The 18652-nt window shown below is 42.9% G+C and carries 20 protein-coding genes; 7 read left to right on the forward strand and 13 right to left on the reverse strand.

The window, feature by feature from the left end:
• Positions 1-333: 333 nt before the first annotated feature.
• Positions 334-3231, forward strand: a complete 2898-nt coding sequence (locus TY87_RS00795; protein WP_100185642.1) for a ligand-binding sensor domain-containing diguanylate cyclase — start codon at positions 334-336, stop codon at positions 3229-3231.
• Between the two features lie 143 nt (positions 3232-3374).
• On the opposite strand, the gene fahA is transcribed toward TY87_RS00795, so the two are convergent.
• The 4 genes from fahA to hmgA all read right to left on the reverse strand — a co-directional run bounded on the left by fahA (position 3375) and on the right by hmgA (position 7941).
• A complete protein-coding gene (fahA, locus tag TY87_RS00800; protein ID WP_100185643.1) occupies positions 3375-4664 on the reverse strand; it encodes a fumarylacetoacetase in 1290 nt (429 codons plus the stop codon).
• Positions 4665-4715: 51 nt separating this feature from the next.
• Positions 4716-5363: a maleylacetoacetate isomerase gene (maiA, locus tag TY87_RS00805; RefSeq protein ID WP_100185644.1), complete on the reverse strand. Its 648-nt coding sequence runs from the start codon at positions 5361-5363 to the stop codon at positions 4716-4718.
• An 11-nt stretch (positions 5364-5374) separates the two neighbouring features.
• The gene (gene hppD / locus TY87_RS00810; protein ID WP_072840037.1) at positions 5375-6451 is read right to left on the reverse strand and encodes a 4-hydroxyphenylpyruvate dioxygenase; all 1077 of its coding nucleotides are present in this window, start codon (positions 6449-6451) and stop codon (positions 5375-5377) included.
• A gap of 149 nt (positions 6452-6600) precedes the next feature.
• Positions 6601-7941, reverse strand: a complete 1341-nt coding sequence (gene hmgA, locus TY87_RS00815) for a homogentisate 1,2-dioxygenase (RefSeq protein ID WP_100185645.1) — start codon at positions 7939-7941, stop codon at positions 6601-6603.
• Between the two features lie 212 nt (positions 7942-8153).
• Here hmgA and TY87_RS00820 point away from each other — a divergent pair, with 212 nt between their 5' ends.
• Positions 8154-8588, forward strand: a complete 435-nt coding sequence (locus tag TY87_RS00820) for a MarR family winged helix-turn-helix transcriptional regulator (RefSeq protein WP_100185646.1) — start codon at positions 8154-8156, stop codon at positions 8586-8588.
• 15 nt (positions 8589-8603) lie between these two features.
• Here the strand turns inward: TY87_RS00820 and TY87_RS00825 are convergent, their stop codons facing one another.
• Positions 8604-9470, reverse strand: a complete 867-nt coding sequence (locus TY87_RS00825) for a mechanosensitive ion channel family protein (RefSeq protein ID WP_100185647.1) — start codon at positions 9468-9470, stop codon at positions 8604-8606.
• Positions 9471-9513: 43 nt separating this feature from the next.
• Positions 9514-10485 carry a calcium/sodium antiporter gene (locus TY87_RS00830; RefSeq protein ID WP_100185648.1) on the reverse strand — a complete coding sequence of 324 codons (972 nt, stop codon included), beginning with the start codon at positions 10483-10485 and terminating at the stop codon, positions 9514-9516.
• 553 nt (positions 10486-11038) lie between these two features.
• Between TY87_RS00830 and TY87_RS00835 the strand changes: the two genes are divergently transcribed.
• Positions 11039-11914 carry an MYG1 family protein gene (locus TY87_RS00835; protein ID WP_100185649.1) on the forward strand — a complete coding sequence of 292 codons (876 nt, stop codon included), beginning with the start codon at positions 11039-11041 and terminating at the stop codon, positions 11912-11914.
• A gap of 85 nt (positions 11915-11999) precedes the next feature.
• A complete protein-coding gene (gene gloA, locus TY87_RS00840) occupies positions 12000-12524 on the forward strand; it encodes a lactoylglutathione lyase (protein ID WP_100185650.1) in 525 nt (174 codons plus the stop codon).
• Positions 12525-12653: 129 nt separating this feature from the next.
• Here the strand turns inward: gloA and TY87_RS22580 are convergent, their stop codons facing one another.
• Positions 12654-12806: a hypothetical protein gene (locus TY87_RS22580; RefSeq protein WP_175550774.1), complete on the reverse strand. Its 153-nt coding sequence runs from the start codon at positions 12804-12806 to the stop codon at positions 12654-12656.
• Between the two features lie 206 nt (positions 12807-13012).
• Between TY87_RS22580 and TY87_RS00845 the strand changes: the two genes are divergently transcribed.
• A complete protein-coding gene (locus tag TY87_RS00845) occupies positions 13013-13969 on the forward strand; it encodes a ribonuclease Z (protein ID WP_100185651.1) in 957 nt (318 codons plus the stop codon).
• Positions 13970-14123: 154 nt separating this feature from the next.
• On the opposite strand, the gene TY87_RS00850 is transcribed toward TY87_RS00845, so the two are convergent.
• The 6 genes from TY87_RS00850 to TY87_RS00875 form a co-directional block, all read right to left on the reverse strand.
• Positions 14124-14561 carry a GNAT family N-acetyltransferase gene (locus TY87_RS00850; protein WP_100185652.1) on the reverse strand — a complete coding sequence of 146 codons (438 nt, stop codon included), beginning with the start codon at positions 14559-14561 and terminating at the stop codon, positions 14124-14126.
• 152 nt (positions 14562-14713) lie between these two features.
• Entirely contained in the window at positions 14714-15067 is a 354-nt protein-coding gene (locus tag TY87_RS00855; protein ID WP_100185653.1) for a hypothetical protein, read from the reverse strand.
• A 36-nt stretch (positions 15068-15103) separates the two neighbouring features.
• Positions 15104-15586 (reverse strand): putative signal transducing protein, encoded by a 483-nt coding sequence (locus TY87_RS00860; protein ID WP_100185654.1) that lies wholly within the window; start codon positions 15584-15586, stop codon positions 15104-15106.
• A 126-nt stretch (positions 15587-15712) separates the two neighbouring features.
• On the reverse strand, positions 15713-16060 hold the full coding sequence (locus tag TY87_RS00865) for a VOC family protein (protein WP_100185655.1): 348 nt from the start codon (positions 16058-16060) through the stop codon (positions 15713-15715).
• Between the two features lie 51 nt (positions 16061-16111).
• The gene (locus tag TY87_RS00870; RefSeq protein WP_100185656.1) at positions 16112-16486 is read right to left on the reverse strand and encodes a VOC family protein; all 375 of its coding nucleotides are present in this window, start codon (positions 16484-16486) and stop codon (positions 16112-16114) included.
• 115 nt (positions 16487-16601) lie between these two features.
• Complete coding sequence (locus TY87_RS00875) at positions 16602-17105, reverse strand: DNA topology modulation protein (protein ID WP_100185657.1); 504 nt, start codon at positions 17103-17105, stop codon at positions 16602-16604.
• A 368-nt stretch (positions 17106-17473) separates the two neighbouring features.
• On the opposite strand from TY87_RS00875, the gene TY87_RS00880 reads away from it, so the two are divergent.
• Both TY87_RS00880 and TY87_RS22880 read left to right on the forward strand, forming a co-directional pair.
• Complete coding sequence (locus TY87_RS00880) at positions 17474-18436, forward strand: integron integrase (protein WP_100185658.1); 963 nt, start codon at positions 17474-17476, stop codon at positions 18434-18436.
• A gap of 82 nt (positions 18437-18518) precedes the next feature.
• The gene (locus TY87_RS22880; RefSeq protein ID WP_269777497.1) at positions 18519-18641 is read left to right on the forward strand and encodes a hypothetical protein; all 123 of its coding nucleotides are present in this window, start codon (positions 18519-18521) and stop codon (positions 18639-18641) included.
• The last annotated feature ends 11 nt before the right edge of the window (positions 18642-18652 follow it).

An 18652-nucleotide genomic window follows, 5' to 3' on the forward strand; every position in this document is an offset into this window, starting at 1 on the left:
CTTTTTTTTGCGATATATTCTAGACATTAGTCATAAGCAGAATTTATTAATCATAACCTAATACAAGTTCTGTAATATTTCGCGAATAAGGTGTAATTTCCACGAAGTTTCAAGCTGTACTCGGCATTTCATTAACATTTAGAAACATTGCATTCAAAATCTTTATGGTAATATTCGGCCAATTTTCTAAGACTGATTCTCATCTAGTCTTAGTGTTCAATTTATATTAAAACTCGCAAACCAATATATTGTATATATCGCTACCTAGAGATGTTTTGATAGTGAATAACAATCAGGCTCGATGTTATTAATCTGTATAAGTATGAGGGAAAAATGACGCTTATCTATTCGCATAGAACAATGCCATTATGGTTAGGAATTGTGTTGTTATGCGCTTTGAATGTGGCTCATGCGAACACCTCTACTCCTCTTTCAGATTATTTCAAAGACACTTGGTCTACTCATGAAGGCCTTCCACACAACAGTATTAATGCCATCGCGCAAACTTCTGATGGTTATATATGGTTTGCAACTTGGGAAGGTGTTGCCCGTTACAATGGTCGTGATTTTCGTTTTTATGAGCGCTCGGATAAAACGGGCATTTTAGATTCAGGTATTCGAACTCTCGTATCAGACTCTGATAATGGCTTGTGGATTGCTGGAGTGAGAGGTGGCATTACGTATCGCCAAGGTAATCTCTGGCAGCCACAATCTGCTGCTGCAAGTATGGTAAATAACGTGCTCAAAGACAGTTCCGGCGACCTTTGGATAGCCGTTGAAGGGTTGGGCGTTTTTCATCGGCCAAAGCCAAGTATTGAAAATGTTGCCACTGAAGAAGTTTGGGTATTGCAGAACATTAGTGCTTACCGATTACTTGAAGACAGTAAAGGTCGAATTTGGGCGACAACTGAAGAAGGTTTATATCATCTAAATGGGCAAGACAAACAAGACATATTAACTAAGTTCAATCTACCAAAGTTACATGTTTATTCCATTCTGGAAACTCACGACAAGCGTCTATTGGTGGCCACTGAACGAGGCGCTTTTATTTTAGAAGATAATAGAGCCAGCATTGTACATCCTAGTTTGGCAGGTGAAGCCATTAGCGCTCTAATGGAAGATGACGAAAACAACCTGTGGTTAGGTACTATCAAGAATGGCCTTATAAAGATCAGCAATAGCCACATAGAAAGACTAAATACTCATTCTGGTTTGCCGAATAATCGTGTGTTATCCATATTACAGGACTTCGAAGGCAGCATTTGGATTGGCACTAATGGCGGTTTGGTGCGTCTGCGCAAAGCGCCTTTTACTACTTGGACTAAGAGCCGCAATCTAGTAGGCGATTATGTTCGCAGCGTTATCGACATTGATTCCGATACTGTACTGGTTGGCTCAAGTGAAGGCCTTAGCCTTATTCATAACAATATCGCCCGTAATGCGCGCGCTAATAATAGCGCTCCTGTTTCTGTCCTTAGCTTTGCTAAGCAGCATGATGGTGGTATTTGGGTAGGCACTTATCTTAATGGTCTAATGCTCTGGAAAGATCAGCAATTAATCCCTCAGTTTGATCATGGAAATGGATTACCCAGCGATGAAGTCAGATCCATTTTAGAAGACAGTCACGGCAATTTATGGATTGGTACAACCAATGGCCTTGTGCAACGAAATGCCGCTGGCCAGCAACAAATTTTCACTCGCAATAATGGCCTACCTGACAATTACATCATGGCATTGGCGGAAGACGACCGAGGCCAAATTTGGGTAGGAACTGGAGTGGGTGTTGCCAAATTAACATCCAATGGTTTTGAAATTGTTCCTATTAATAACCTCGAAGAGGCTGAATATGCTTTTGGCTTCTGGATGGAGGAAGGTTATGTCTGGATTGCTACGGACCGCGGCTTAATTCGATATAACCAACAAGATGGACAGCTAGGCTTGGTTGGACGGCGCTCAGGCTTGCCCATAGATAAACTATTCCAAGTAGTTTATGACGGTACTAATGGGCTTTGGCTAACCAGTAATCGTGGCATTTGGCGAGTCGACTATCATGAGGCTCATGCTGTGGCTGATGGTCGCCAAAATGAGATTGCGTTTGAGCATTATTCAGAAAGTGACGGATTAGCAAGCGCTCAAGCAAATGGCGGCTCGAACCCTGCAGCGGTTGCTATGGACAATGGCAAGCTCTGGTTTGCCACTTCTAAAGGTGTTGCCATGATAGACAGCTCCACTATCTCGCAAAAAAACACAACACGCTTGCCTCTCACCATAGAATCTATATTGGCAGACGGATTTGAACTGTCTGCCAATCAGCAAAACATATTACCTGCAGGTACTAATAGAGTCGTATTTAACTATGCAGGACTCGGATACATCATGTCTTCCCGTATTGAATATCGGACAAGGCTAGTAGGTTTTGAAGATAACTGGGCTTCTAGGGGCAAAAATACCATTGCCGAATACACCAATTTAGCACCGGGTAAATATAAGTTTCTGGTCAGTGCCCGATACCCATATAGTGACTGGAATAATGCTGATCAAGTTTATGAGTTCACTATTTTACCCCACTTCTGGCAGCGCTTAGAGGTACAGATCGGCTTAGCGCTTTTGGTGCTGATCATTCTTGCTGGTAGCATAAAATGGCGCGTACAACGATTGCAAAAAAGTGAGTTAAAACTAAAAGCCCTAGTCGAAAAACAAACCTATGCATTGCGTCAACAATCGGAAGATTTCCAGCGTCAAGCCAATGAAGATAAGTTAACTGGCTTGCCAAATCGACGTGCTTTTGACAAATGGCTCAGCGACAAGTTTATTCAAGCCAAGCAGCAACAAACACCGCTCGCCTTGGTTATTATGGATATCGACCACTTCAAAAAAATCAATGACCATTATTCTCATTTGATTGGAGATAAGGCGATAAAGGCGCTCGCTAAACAGCTAAAACTGCTTGCCGATCATCAGATACATGCTGCTCGTTGGGGCGGCGAAGAGTTCACCTTAATGATTAAAGATATGAATGATGCAGATGTGGCGGCTTATTGCGAAAATATACGTCATTGTATTGAAACCTATGACTATAGCGACATCGCAGCCGACTTAACCATGACGGTCAGTATGGGCGTGGCGTTTGCTCATCAAGTAGAGAGCTATCAAGATTTACTCCGCCTCGCCGACCAAGCCTTATATCGAGCCAAGGAGCAAGGCCGTAACCGAGTTGAAATTTGGCAGTAATAACCTTTAAGTAATGACCTATTTCTAGCAGTTTATTAAGCTTACCGTATGTAGAATAAGATAAAAAATAGCTCTAGTTCGTTGGAACCAGAGCTATTTTTTTAGATATTTAGCTTGATGCTATATAAAAACAAGCCTAGTCATTAAGGCTTGTTGCCAGCCTGAACAAGGTTATCCACCTGCCCTAGGCCAATTCTTAGTTGATCGTCTCCACAGTAACCTTTCAGAATAATTCGGTCGCCATCTTCAACAAAGGTACGTTGCTCGCCATTACTCAATGTAATGGGATTCTTTCCACCTACGGTGAGCTCAAGAAGAGAACCGGACTCTTCGAGATCTGGACCAGACTGAGTACCACTGCCAAATAGGTCTCCCGGTTTTAGATCACATCCATTCACGGTGTGGTGGGCCACCATTTGCGCAATGGTCCAATAGGAGTCTTTGAAGTTACTTTTTGCAAGGCGTTCAGCGGGCTGATTGTTCGCTCGCATTTTGGCCGTTTCTATCCAAACCTCTAACTTGATGTCTATCGCGCCCTTTGTGCGATTAGCTTTAGAGTCTAGATAATCAAGCGGTTGAGGATCTTCAGCATCTCGCGTCCAATCACAGCGGTAAGGTTCCAGCGCTGCCATCGGTACTACCCAAGGACTTAGACTAGAAAAGAAGTTTTTCGACAAGAATGGTCCCAAAGGTTGATATTCCCATGCCTGAATATCGCGAGCAGACCAGTCGTTAAACATGGACACACCGAAAACATGCTGTTCAGCGTCGGCCATTGAAATAGGCGTTCCTAACTGGCTACCTTTGCCAATAAAAATCCCTAGCTCTAATTCATAATCAAGACGTTTACAGAGTTCTAATACTGGACGCTCGGCGTCAGGTGCTTTTAACTGCCCTGCAGGACGCTTAAAGGCTTCGCCCGACACACGTATGGAAGACGCTCGACCATGATAGCCAATCGGTATCCATTTGTAGTTTGGCAAAAGCGGATTATCTGGGCGAAACAATGATCCAACTCGTGTGGCATGATGCACAGAAGTGTAAAAATCTGTGTAGTCACCAATTTGGCAAGGCAAATGAAAAACAACCTCTGACTGAGGAATCAAGCAAGGCTCTACTTTGTCTTGGTAAGCGCTATTGCTGAACAATTCGGTCAATCGAAGACGCAGCGCATGCCATTGTGTATGACCTAGCCCCATAAGTTGATTCAGAGCATTTTGTTTGACGGCGTCACGCAAGCTATGATCCAAACTATCCAATAGCCCAGCTTCTTCAAGTGCGTTCAGATTAGCAATTTTATCGCCGATGCCGACGCCAATATGATGTATTTGATCGGCACTGGAAAAGACTGCATAAGGCAAGTTCGCTAAGGGAAATTCGCAACCTGCCATGTTAGCGCTCGGCAACCAGCTGTTAATGCGATTGGTATTCACAGAACATCTCCTTGAGGTGACTTTGTTTAGTATTTATCATATTTAACTCACTTACAGTTGTGCATCAGCTTGGGCTTCTGGCCCCGCTTGCTTAAATGCTTCTAGCTGAAGACAGTTGGCTTCGATACGATACAATTTGGGATAGATTGTTAAGTCGACGTTAAAACGACGAGCGTTATACAGTTGAGGAATCAAACAGATATCCGCAAGCGATGGCGTGTTGCCATAACAAAAACCGTCATCTTCGACCATTAATTCCAAGGCGCCCAAGCCTTCGCTCACCCAATGCTGATACCAACTTTTAACCGCATCATCGTCTAAACCCACACTAGTACGAAGGTATTTAAGAACGCGTAAGTTGTTAATCGGGTGGATTTCACAGGCAATCGCTTGCGCCATCGCACGGACTTTGGCGCGCGCAAAAGGCGCTGCGGGAAGCAAAGGCGTATCAGGATGGCAATCATTGATGTATTCGATAATAGCCAAAGATTGCGTTAGTACGCCCTCTTCATCTTGCCAACTCGGCACCAAGCCTTGCGCATTTAACGACTTATATTCAGGGGAATGCTGCTCACCGCCGCCGTTAACCAAGTGAACGAAAGCGGTGTCATAAGATAACCCCTTTAGAGCAAGCGCAATTCTGACTCGATAGGCTGCAGAAGAGCGCCAATAAGAATAAAGCGTACCAACGTTTTCCATCACTTCATCCTTTACGCGTTAGTTTCGATGACGCCACGAGCTACTTGATCGCGCTCTATAGATTCAAACAAGGCTTTAAAGTTGCCTTCCCCAAAACCGTCATCGCCTTTGCGTTGGATAAACTCAAAAAACACTGGGCCTAACTGATTGGTAGAGAATATTTGCAGCAACAATCGTGGCGCGCCATCGATAGTGCCATCCAACAAAATACCGCGCGCTTTCAGCTCATCGACCTTTTCACCATGACCAGGAAGGCGCTCTTCCAGCATGTCGTAATAGGTCTCCGGTGGTGCCGTCATCAGCTGAATACCGCTGGCACGCAAGGAATCGACACTGGCCATTAAATTGTCTGTGCGCAAAGCAATATGCTGAATGCCTTCGCCATTGAATGACATCAGAAACTCTTCAATTTGACCTGAGCCACCAGCTGCTTCTTCATTCAAGGGAATACGAATTTTCCCATCGGGAGCCGTCATGGCTCGTGACGTTAAACCAGTATATTCACCCTTGATATCGAAGTAACGAATCTCACGAAAGTTAAATAAGGTTTCATAGAAGCGCCCCCAATAGGCCATACGACCTCGGTAGACGTTGTGAGTCAGATGGTCAATCTCGTAAAAGCCATGACCTACAGGCTTTTTATCTACATCTGGCAGGAACTCGAAATCAATATCATAGATGGATAAACCATCGTCATAACGGTCGATTAGATAAATAGGCGCGCCACCAATCCCCTTGATTGCAGGCAACCTAAGTTCCATAGGACCAGTCGGAATATCCATTGGTTTAGCACCTTTAGATAGAACATACTCGTAGGCTTTGTGTGCATTTTTAACACGAAACCCCATGCCTGCTGCGGCATTGCCGTGTTCCTGACCAAAGTAATAGGCCTCACTGCCTTTTTCTTTATTTAAGATAAAATTAATGCCGCCTTGTCGATAAAGCTCGACATCTTTCGAACGGTGTTTCGCGACTAATTCAAACCCCATAAGCTGAAACACTTCCGCTATTTTCTCTGGGTTGGGGCCTGCAAACTCTACAAATTCAAAACCGTCTAATCCAACTGGGTTTTCAAATAAATCTGCCATTTCTGTATTCCTATTTATCGTTATATTTGGAAAATAATGTATTTAAAAGGCAATGATTTTAAGCCTGTGAAGGCGGCGGAATAGCAATTCCCCGCACACTTCGAGACCAGTGGAGTGCAATAGATAATTGTAGACGCCCAGAGCAAAGATTACCCATTGTGGCTGTCCGTACTTTTGTTGTTCCTACTTTTGTTATCCGGTACGTTGAACTCTTTAATAATTTGGCTAGCTGGTTGAATGTCTTTCCAACAGCCGACATAGTCTTTTTGACGTTCAGTCGCATTCGCTGCAAAGTGGGTAATTCGCTGAGGCGCACTGGTTTCAAACATAAACGCGAGTGTTCCTGATAATTTATGGGGAGTCAATTCTGACGCTGATGCTTTTGAAAACGCATCATAATCAGGGCCATGTGGCGAACCAGCATTATGAAGACTAGCACCTCCAGGCAAAAAACCATTCGGTTTAGCGTCGTACGTACCGTAAATTAATCCCATAAACTCAGCCATGACATTACGATGATACCAAGGTGGACGAAAGGTATTTTCAGCAACCAACCAACGATCACCAAATACCACCACATCTATATTTGCCACACCGGCAGTTTGGCTTGGTGACGTCAGAACCGTAAAAATCGAAGGATCAGGATGATCATAGCTTATCGAGCCAAGAGTATTAAAGCGTCTCAAATCATATCGATAAGGAGCATGATTTCCATGCCAACCAAGCACATCAAATGGCGAATGTTCAAGGGTGAATTCACGAAAGCGCCCTTCTCTCTTTTCAATCACCCAAGTTGCTGATTGTTGCTCTACAAAGCTCGCCGTTGGATATTCAAAGTCACGTTCATTCGCCAAACCATTCGCGCCTATGGCACCGCGATTAGGCAATTCAAAAGGTGAACCATAATTTTCTAACAAGTAAATTTGGGTTGTATTTTCAGTACTTAATTCAACAAATGCAGAACGCGGAATAACACCAAGCGAGCCAACACCAATATCCAGCACACCAAACTCAGTCCGCAAGCTAATAGAGGAACTGATCGGCATGACCAACATTTCTGCATCATGGTTTTGTAATACAGGCTGTTGCTGCTCATACAATGTAGCAATACTCGCTGACATACCAATTTGCGAGCTTGCAGAGCCTGCGATAGTTAAGGTGCGAACAGACTCAACCCAATGCCCTTCTACAGCCGCCAATGGATTCCATCTAAGCGGATCAAAGGCAATTTGCGTATTGCTTTCGTCTGATTGAGATACCCAGTTAACGAACTCAACCAAGTCTCCGTCAGCTCGATGCGCAACACTGGGTCTAATGCGGTACATCCAGCTACGTAGATTGTGCCCTTGGGGTGCCGTAAATGCAGAGCCACTGATCTGTTCTGCATATAAACCAAATGCGCAGCGCTGAGGACTGTTCTGTCCAATAGGCAAAACGCCCGCTAACGCCTCGGTCGAATGATAATTTCTAAAGCCGCTGAGATAAGACATGACTTAAGCCGAAATAGTAAGTGAAAATATATATAATCATTTCAAATGAAACGAGTCAACTCATTTCATTTGAAATGAATAAGCTGCTTTTGTAGGCAAATTTTTTTATAGGTTGCTTGCAAGTTAAGCTTTACACTAGGCTCTATCGCGGTCCATAAGCACACGCTCTTGTATATTTTTGATGTTTAAAGAGTCTTAGAAAAGGTAAGTAAATGTTTGATCTAAATAACTTCATTCCATATCGCCTTAATCAGGCCGCTCAGCAAACATCCGAAGCCTTGGCTCGTAAATATAGAAATCAATATGGATTAACCGTTCCTGAATGGCGCGTGCTGGCTCACTTAGGTAAGTATGACAAGCTCTCAGTAAGAGATTTGGAAAAAGCCATCGGCTTAGATAGAGTCGCAGCGTCTCGGGCGGGAACAAGCCTGTGTAGCAAAGGCTGGGTGCAAAAAATCGTCAATGAACAAGACCGTCGCTTGGTCGAGTTTTCCCTGACCTACGTCGGCCGAGAACATTATGGAAAAGTCGTTGTACTCGCCACTTCTACAGAAGAATTACTGCTAAAGACACTAAGTAAATCTGACCAGAAAAAGCTGTTAGAACTGCTTTGCAAAGTAGAAGAAGCCGCTAGAAGAATCACCTAGCGGTTTCCCATCACATTATAAATTCCGCGTTGTACTCTTCTCTTTCAAAGCCTGCGCGCTAGGCTCACTAACAACATGCAGCGTTCGTTGAGGAAACGGAATCGTCAAGCCTGCCGCTTCAATCGACTCTTTAACTTGTTTGTTTAAGTCCCAGTAAGTCGGCCAATAGTCATCCGTTTTTGCCCACGCTCTAAGTTGAATATTCACCGAGCTGTCCATCATAGACACAACCATTACCTGAGGAACAGGATCAACCAAGAGTCGAGGCTCACCTACCGCCACTTGCCTAAGCACAGATAAACCTACATCAATAGAATCCGAATAAGATATTCCGACAACAATATCCATTCGTCTCTTACCATTTCGAGTGAAATTTTTAATGTGGCCACCCCACAAAACACTATTAGGGCAAGCGATATATAAGCCATCGACGGTCTCAAAAACGCAGGTAAATAGATTTATTTCTTTTACCGTTCCTTGCGTAAAGCCAAATTCAATAAAGTCACCCGCTCGAAATGGCCGCAATATCAGCAACATAATCCCCGCGGCAATATTACTTAATGTGTCTTTTAACGCTAATCCAATTGCCAAACCGGCCGCACCAACTAAGGCAATAAGACTGGCCGTATTGACACCAAATATATCTAAAATAAACACGCCACCTATAACATAAACCGCATAACTTACGACGGTTGAAAATATAGGTGTCAAAGTTGCATCTAGCTTATTAAGCTTAGAATTCGTATTCAGTATTGCCCTTCGCACAGCTTTTGCTATGTATGAACTGGCTATGAATATTACGATTGCCAATACAATTTTATAACCAAGAGCAATAATTGTGTTGGAATGATTTTGCCAAAATTGAGCGAATAACTCTTCCATAGACTTCTCTTCTTAATTCCTGTCTGACCGATAAAATTTTATATTACCCAATGACTGATGAGACTAACCAGACATTATAAGCGGCAAAAGCGAGCAACAGAACGGCTCCTTCATAGCGATTAATACGACCAGCTCGACGGAAACCATATGCCATAATTAATAACACAACCGTCATCCCCATCATCACCAACCAATCGCGTGACAGTACATCGGCAGACAAGTTTGTCATTGGCGATATAGTACCCGCAATCCCTATTACTGCCAGTAGGTTAAACATGTTCGAACCAACCACATTACCAATGGCAATATCATGTTCACCTTTTCTAACGGCAATAATGGAAGCCGCCAGTTCTGGCAGTGACGTTCCCAATGCAACAATCGTAAGGCCGATAATCAAATCACTCACACCAAATAGGTGAGCAATGTTAACCGCTCCCCACACAAGCACACGAGAGCTGACGATCAAAAGAACAAGCCCAAAAACCAACCAAAAAATGGCCTTTTTGATAGACATCGCATGAGTAACCAACTCTTGTTCCATTTCGCTTTCTAGCGCATCGCCTTTGCCCTTCATGGCAGAAAATATACTCCAACCAACCAAGGCAAAAAAACCAACAAGCAAGAGCGTAGATTCAAAGCGCGTTAATGACCCATCCCAAATAAAATAGCCAAATAACAAGCCAATTAACAACAACAAGGGCAACTCTTTTCGAACAATATTAGATTGCACCATAATCGGCGCAATCATTGCCGTCACACCTAGAACCAGACCCGTGTTAACAATGTTCGAGCCAAGCGCATTACCCAAAGCAAGATCAGGATTACCATCCATTGCTGCCATCGCAGACACCACCATTTCTGGTGCCGAGGTACCAAAACCAACAATCACCATACCAATCAGCAATGGAGGCATACCTGCGTATTTTGCCGTAACGGCCGCCCCTTCTACAAAACGATCCGCACTCCACACCAACAAAACAAAGCCACCTAATAAGGCTAAAATAGCGAGCGTCATAGGGTTGCCTCACGGATAAAGGAAAAAGACGATGTATAAAAAACAGTGGACAGAAATCGTAATGATCTCGACAAACAAAACACGAAAGTTAGAAAAGCAATGATAGGAAACACAGTCTTACCCTCGGGGTGGAAGAGACAAAGGCAAGCAATGCCCTCCACCCCGAGAACAACGCTTGCCTTAAGTCTGGTCAATCCAGAAAACTGGACATAACCGCCACGAACGATTGTTCGGAGACTGTTGACGGTTATCTCAGACAAAGCTGAGAGACTACTCCCCTAAGGTTTTAGGAATCATATTCCTATTTTTTCAGCTTAACAATAAGCACAGAGCGAGCAACACAACGCCTAGACTATCTTTACCCTTTTCCGACAAATTCAGTGGTTCCACACTATTCTTATTGGCTTTTACGTAAGCTTGTCTGAGATACGGTTGAAACGAAAGGTGTCACCCATCATTAAAACCCCGTAAAATGCCGACCCTTGGTACGTATGTACTGTGAAGTGACGTGTGTGCTGTTAAGTGAAATGATATCAATAAAAGAGACTACAGAATGACCGAACAAACTCAAGTAATCGCAACGCACAATGCAAACTTTCATGCAGACGACGTATTTGCCGTAGCCGCACTTAAAAGCATTTTTCCGTCTGTAGAATTAGTACGTACACGTGACTTAGACATCATAGCCAAAGCCGACATTGTGGTAGACGTAGGCGGTATATACGACGCAGACAAAGGCCGTTTTGATCACCACCAGAAAGGTGGCGCAGGCGCACGCGAAAACGGCATCCCGTTTTCATCATTTGGTTTGATTTGGCAAAAGTACGGCCTAGAAATATGCGCAGGCAATCAAGAAGTCGCTAATTCACTGGATAAAAATTTAGTATCTACCATCGACGCCATAGATTGCGGACACGTAGAAGGCGTACAAACAGGCATTAGCCTGAGCCAAACCATCTCTATGTTTAATCCTACATGGCAAGAAGAAGGCGATTTTGATGCCTGTTTCGATGAAGCGGTTGCCTTTGCATCTCGCATATTAACTCGATTCATTGCCGCTGCCAGTGGTGGCGTAAACGCAAAAACCATCGTCGCCAACGCAATCGAAAAAGCCGAAGATCCAAGAGTCATCGTGTTAGAACAATACACACCATGGAAAACTACGGTTCTTAGGTTATCGCAAGATGCCTTGTTCATGGTTTACCCATCTCAAACAGGACAATGGCGCATACAAACCGTGCCAGTCGAACTAGGCTCGTTTGAAGACCGTAAAAAACTTCCCGCGCCGTGGGCTGGATTGTCTGATAAAGAACTGCAAGACGTAACTGGTTTAGACGATGCCATGTTCTGTCATAACGGCTTGTTTATCGCAGGCTGTGAATCTTTTGAAAACACCATGAAAATGGCAGAGATGGCGTTGGAGTACTAACGAATTAAGGTCATAAGGGGTTGGAATTTCGCAGCCAGCCCCCAGCTCCTAAGTTATACATTTATTACCACACGGGAGTACAAATATGAGTCGTCATTTTGAACAAGCCGAGGGCTTGTGTGAAGAAAAAGACCCTGCAACGAATGGGTTTGTATTCAACCAAACCATGTTGCGCATTGCCGATCCTTTACGCACACTCGATTTTTATACCCGAGTGATGGGCATGACGCTATTAAAGAAACTCGATTTTCCAGACATGAAATTCAGTTTGTATTTTCTGACTCACGGTGAAGATTTTTCCGATATTAGTAACGATGATTCGGTACGAACCGCGCAAACCTTTGGTCGCCCTGCCATGTTAGAGCTTACCCATAACTGGGATGATAACGCAGACAATACGCAATATCACAATGGTAACAGTGATCCTCGTGGTTTTGGTCACATTGGTTTTCATGTGCCCGATCTAGAAGGCGCGTGTCAGCGTTTTGAAACGCTAGGTGTGCCATTCCAGAAAAAACTAAGCGATGGCAAGATGAATAACATTGCCTTTATTAAAGACCCTGACGGTTATTGGATTGAAATTTTCAATGCAAGCCGCATGGCAAGTTAAACGACATTAAGCAAAAGGCCCCTTTGCAACATGACAAAGGGGCCTTTTTTCTGCTGTGTCATTTCGCCAAGAATGTACTAAGGCACAACTTCGAAACCGCGTGTTTACAAAGTGTTATATACCGTATTGCTAACCCTTGTTTGCACCGCCTTTATTTGATCTTTCATTTCTCTTCTGTTTCTTACGGCTATTTTTCTCAGTGACAATTTTGATGGCTTCGTCTTTGGTTAAATGGGGATGCTTAGCAATCAGCTCTTCCACTTTTGTATCAAATGCGGTCATTTATAAATCTCTTGTATTAAAGTACGAATAAGGTCGGTATTTTAGCTCAGGAAGTGTTTAGAAGATAACAATTCTTAGCAGCGACGGATGTGTGTTTTTTGAATCTAAGCAAACAATAAGCCGTGTATACAACCCGAGATTGCCGCTTGGTCATGAAAGCATTAGGCTTAGGCAAGATAAACCGTCTTTATGTATCAAGGTAAAAAATGAATATTGTCTTTCTCGGAACGTCGGCAGGCGTTCCCACCAAAACTCGTAATGTAACCGGCCTCGCGGTACGCGAAGAAAGAGGCAATGGCTGGTACCTTGTTGATTGTGGTGAGGGAACGCAACATCAGATACTTCATACCAATTTATCGATCAATGCCTTACAAGCCATCTTCATCACTCACATTCATGGCGATCACTGTTATGGCTTGCCAGGCATATTGGCAAGCGCCGCCATGAATGGCCGCAAGGCGCCATTAAAAATTATGGCACCAAGTGGTGTGAAAGAATGGGTGGAAGCGACTCAGCAACATACGCAATTGTATCTGCCCTATGAAATTGAGTTTGTCTGTACTGATGATCTGCCATCTGTCGAATTCAGAAAGGTTCGTGTGGCAACGGTCGCCCTATCTCACAGAGTCCCTTCATATGCCTACTGTTTTACCGAAAAAGACATCAACCCGCGCTTGGATGTGGAAAAACTGGAGCGGCATAACATCCCCAGAGGCCCACATTGGGGGCAGTTACAAAAGGGGCAAGATGTTAAACTAAACGGCAAACTAATCCATTGTGAAGACTATTTGCTATACGATAAAAACCCGCAAAAAATCATAGTTGCAGGCGACAATGACCAGCCAGAGCTATTGGCTCAAATAAGCCATGGCGCCAGTGTACTGGTTCATGAAGCCACCTACACCAAAGACCTCGTTGAGAAGTCAGGCAACAGCTACGGCCACAGTTACGCAGAGCTTGTAGCGACCTTTGCCGAGCAAGTTAACATCCCCAACTTAGTGTTAACGCACTTTAGCCCTCGCTACCAAGCCAACCCGAACCTATCCCCTTCCATCGTGGACATTTATCAAGAAGCCAAGGCTCATTATTCGGGCAACCTGTTTCTCGCCAACGACCTTGACGAATACCAGTTGAACAAAAACAATAAATTAAAAAAGCTTTAAAGAGGATTTGCAGACTTGGGCTTTAAATCGCCCAAACGAAAAGCATCAATCGCGGGATTTAGAACCAGATAAAAAGGGCTATTTTTTTATGGTTCTAATATTCGTTCCTTACCCGTCCTTTGTTAGTCCCTGCTTGAAACGTTAACTATGTCTGTTAGTTTAACTGTTTGATAAACTTAATTTTACTACTGGCAGTACAACCGTTATCTTCGTAACCTGATATTTGGTATCCACTAGAAATTAGCAACTGTAACATCGCTTGGTACTGATTCATCGATTTTACACTAATGGCACTATAGCCATGATTAAGAGCCCATAATTCTTGCTGCTCTCGTAACTTAGTGGCAACACCTTGTTTTCTATAATTTGGATCAACTCCGCCAAGCCAGCTATAAAACTCTGTATCAGAAACCTCATAACCAATTTTGTATGCAATTGGCTTCTTATTATGGCTTGCAATGAGTATTAAGTGCACTTTACCTGTTAATTTAGCCATTAATTTATTTGCTGTTGTTCTACCATCAAATTCAGGTATTTGAGTATCAACCTCTAAAATCTCATCTATCGTTCCCAAGTGGAAATCAAACTTCATACATATTTACCTATTGAATTTAGAGTCAGATAAAAAACGCTCTAATATCTTAATTTTTCATCTGACCCTAAATACTAACGCCGCGTTAAAGGGCCGAAATAGCGAAGCTATTGAGGTCCCAAGGAGCGTAGCGACTGATTTTGAACGCTTTGTTATACATTATTAATTTTTTTAGTGAAGTATTGAACAACTTCATTCTCGACATCTTTAATACTACTAAACCTTCCATCTCTCTTATAAAAGCAATTCATCCAACCTTCACCAGGAACATTGAACATTCCGGGAAGTGTTTCCTCCCGCCATTTGTATCCATACATTTCGAATATAGACATCTGAACTTCAAAATTGCGTTCCCTCATTGTCGCATCATCTAGAAAAGGGAACTGACCTTCATAAATAATTTCTTGAGAGGTCAATACTTCAACAGCATCAAGAAAAACTATTTCCCCGTAACTTTTCTTAATATGACTTACAAACTCTTCAAGTTCTATTCTATTGTTTTCCATAACTACTATATCTCCCTTGATGTATAACAGTGTCTTTTATGGCGCTGAACTTGAAGTTAGCTGCTGAATGTCAATTAGGTCTACTTCCCTACGCAATATTCGCTTGTACTTTACCAGTTGATGAATTGGAATTACCTGTAATTCGATGCCTTCATAGCTTTTGACAACTGACTTTGAAAAGTCGATTTCCAGTTGATGCCACGAACCGCCCAATGCTGATTGGATTTTGGTATTTTGAGCCAAGCCTATTTCAATTTTTTGATCTCGATAGATTAACTGAAAATACTCTAAATCCCAGCCATATTCGGAGTAGTGTGTAAGTGGCTTAGAAATATACTGGGCAACGCGAGCTAGTACTTTATTTGCATCTGAATTGTGGATATAGAGATCAATGTCTGCAATTTCACGACTACCACCATGAATCGTTGCCGCTAAACCACCGACAATTTGGTATTCGATATTCTCCGATTCCAAAAGACTTTTCAGCCAGTTCAAGGCTACTTTTACTTTATCACTCATCTAGTGCCCTTAGTTGAATATTGCTCTGCGCTATAACGCCTGTTTCAGCGGGGTTTTTGTAATGGAGACTTTTGTGGTACACACCACAAAAGGCGCAATGAAAAAATTGTCCGCTGGAAACACTTGTTAGCTGCGCAACTCAGTGACATGCCATAGCTCACCAGATGGGCCCCACAAATAAATTACTTTACCCCAAGGCTCTACCTTGATTTCGCTATGCCTTACGTTTTCAATCTTGATTTCAGAAATTAATTCGTAGCTTTCGTTAATGTCATTTACTATGAGTTGTAACATTACATTATTTGCAAATTCTTCGTTGTAATATTTCTGGAGAAAGAAAGTACAGCCATCTTTGGTAAATATTGTTAATGCCTCTCCTGCACTCTCACCATCAAACCCCAAAGCCACGTAGAATGATTTAGATAACTCATAATCCTTGCTAGGAACAAACGCTCTAATATCATTAATATTCACTGATTTCTCTCCATTTTCAGTTTACAGCTAACGTCGCCAACACGCGACGCGTTAGCGGTCGCCGTGATTGGCCTTGTTAAATGGGCCTCGCAGGCCGATCAGGTTCCCGAAGGGGTCGGTGACCTGACACATACCCAGCCCATTTTCAATTTGCATGGGGCCTCGATAAACTTCAGACCCGAGCGCCCTAAAATGCTCGATTGCTTCTACAAGATCCGTAACAGACCAATACAAAACTGTTCCAGCCTTACCACTCGGGACCTTTTCGTCGCTACGAACAACCTCGATCATGAAACCCTGCATCTGCAACGCTCTGAAATCAAAGTCAGGGAAATCCACTGGGACCGCACTGGGGAAGGCTTTCTGGTACCAGTTAAAGCCTTTCTCCCAGTCGCAAACATGAACTAATAGTGCTGCTGGTTTCATAGAGTTACCATTTAACGCCGCAAACAGCTGCGGCTTTGTAGTGGATTGTTTTGCGGTAGCGTAGCGTTAAACCGCTAAACAAGGAACGGAAAAGCCGTCAGACTGATTTGCATTGTTAAGCATTTTCCAGAAATCTTTTAACTTCTCTCGGCGACCTAAGAATAATTACCTTCTTGTCGTTTGGTAATGCATGTAATAGCTCTAGCATCTTTGGCTTTCTACTATTTGGATAGTCTAGAATCCATTTTGCAAAACCAAAATCAAATTGTTCTTTGCAGCCCTCGGCCATATCAGGCCTGGTTTTCCCGTATGATTTGATGCTTCTCCAGATGGCCCTAAACAGGCAAGTATATCGATTTATATCTAAAAATATGATGGTATCACTATTCTTCAGCCGTACATCAATTGTGCCACCATAGTTACCATCCAAAATCCATTCGCTTTTGGCGCAGAGTGATTCCTGAATGGATCTCCACTCATCACGCCCTGTTTCTACCCAGCCTGGCTTCCAGAACAAAGAATCCAAATGGTAGGCCTCTATACCTAATTTCGCCTCTAGACTTTTGGCTAAAGTGGATTTCCCAGATCCTCCGGACCCGATAATTGATATTTTCTTCATATTTATGTTGGATAATATTCCCGCACTCGATTGTGCTTAACATTTTAATAGTGCGCTTGCGCATCTACACTGTTTTTAATTTCCATATAAATCCCTATAAAAAACTGATTCTATGGCACTTTTTAACCTTTCCCACAGGCTGGTTAATTGGAAATCCGAGCATGCGGGTTTACACATTTACCCACAGCGCGTTATATGGGCTTTGTTTTATCTTGTTGATTGATACTAAAAGACTTTCTGGCTTACTACTAGTACAAATACGCAAAATAGGACTACTCAAAACTGGCAAACCGGGCCATAAGTTGGCAGCCACAAAAATAAACTGTATATTTGTACAGCTCTCATCAATTATCCACAAGGAGTGTGTGATGTCTTCTAGCCCTTTCCTCAATTTTATTCGTAATGAACTTCGCCTACGCGGTTATAGCTTAAAAACAGAGAAGTCTTACCTGTATTGGATTAAATATTTTATTCGTTTTCATAAGTTGCAACACCCTCAAAACATGGGCGCAGAAGAAGTAAGAGCGTTTTTATCGTTTCTGGCCGTTGAGCAACATGTCGCCATTAACACCCAAAAATCAGCCTTGAATGCCCTCGCCTTTTTGTACAACAAGTTACTGGATCAACCATTAGGAGATTTAGGCTTCCAACATGCTAAACAAGGTCGACGTTTGCCCATTGTTTTGGATCTCAATGAAATTCAAAAAATCCTAAGCTGTTTGAATGAACGGGATCATTTGATTTTTTCATTGCAGTATGGATCGGGGCTTAGGATTAGTGAATGTTTGCGGATTCGCATCCAAGATATTAATTTGGATCAGGGCAGCTTGGCCGTTCGGTGCAGCAAGGGCAACAAAGACAGAACCACCATTCTTAGCCGTAAATTAGCCGAATCTTTAAACAAACAAAAATCCTATGCTCAACAAATCCAACAAAATGACAACGCCAAGGGATATGGCCCATCTTTGCCCTTTGCGCTGTCTAAAAAGTACCCAAACGCATTTCGTCAATTAAGTTGGATGTTTTTATTTCCCTCTACATCAATAAGTCTACATCCTTTGACTGGTGAACTATGCAGGCACCATTTACATGATTCTGTGCCTCGTAAGGCGTTGAAAAAAGCGATCAACAAGGCAGGGATCAATGAAAAAAGAGTTAATTGTCATACTTTCCGACATTCTTTTGCGACTCATTTACTCATGGCAGGGCGAGACATAAGAACCGTTCAAGAATTGTTAGGTCATAACGATGTATCGACAACACAAATTTATACTCATGTTATAGGTCAGCATTTTGCGGGAACCAATAGCCCTCTTGACCAAATTTTATAAACCATGAGCAGATAAGGGGGATTCGTCATTTTGCCCATAATTACCCTGAAGGCTCGGTCAATTAAGGGGCGCGAAAGATCATGTGCATGTCGATAAGGTAGACGGTAATTATGAGTTTTCAACGCCTGATTACGGTCGTGCCTCCCTCATGCAGGCCTACGTGGACTTTGGTGTTCGACAAGTTAAGATAAAAGCAAAACAATAACCCCTCCCTAG

Source organism: Marinomonas sp. BSi20584 (assembly GCF_002792415.1).
Lineage (GTDB): Bacteria > Pseudomonadota > Gammaproteobacteria > Pseudomonadales > Marinomonadaceae > Marinomonas > Marinomonas polaris.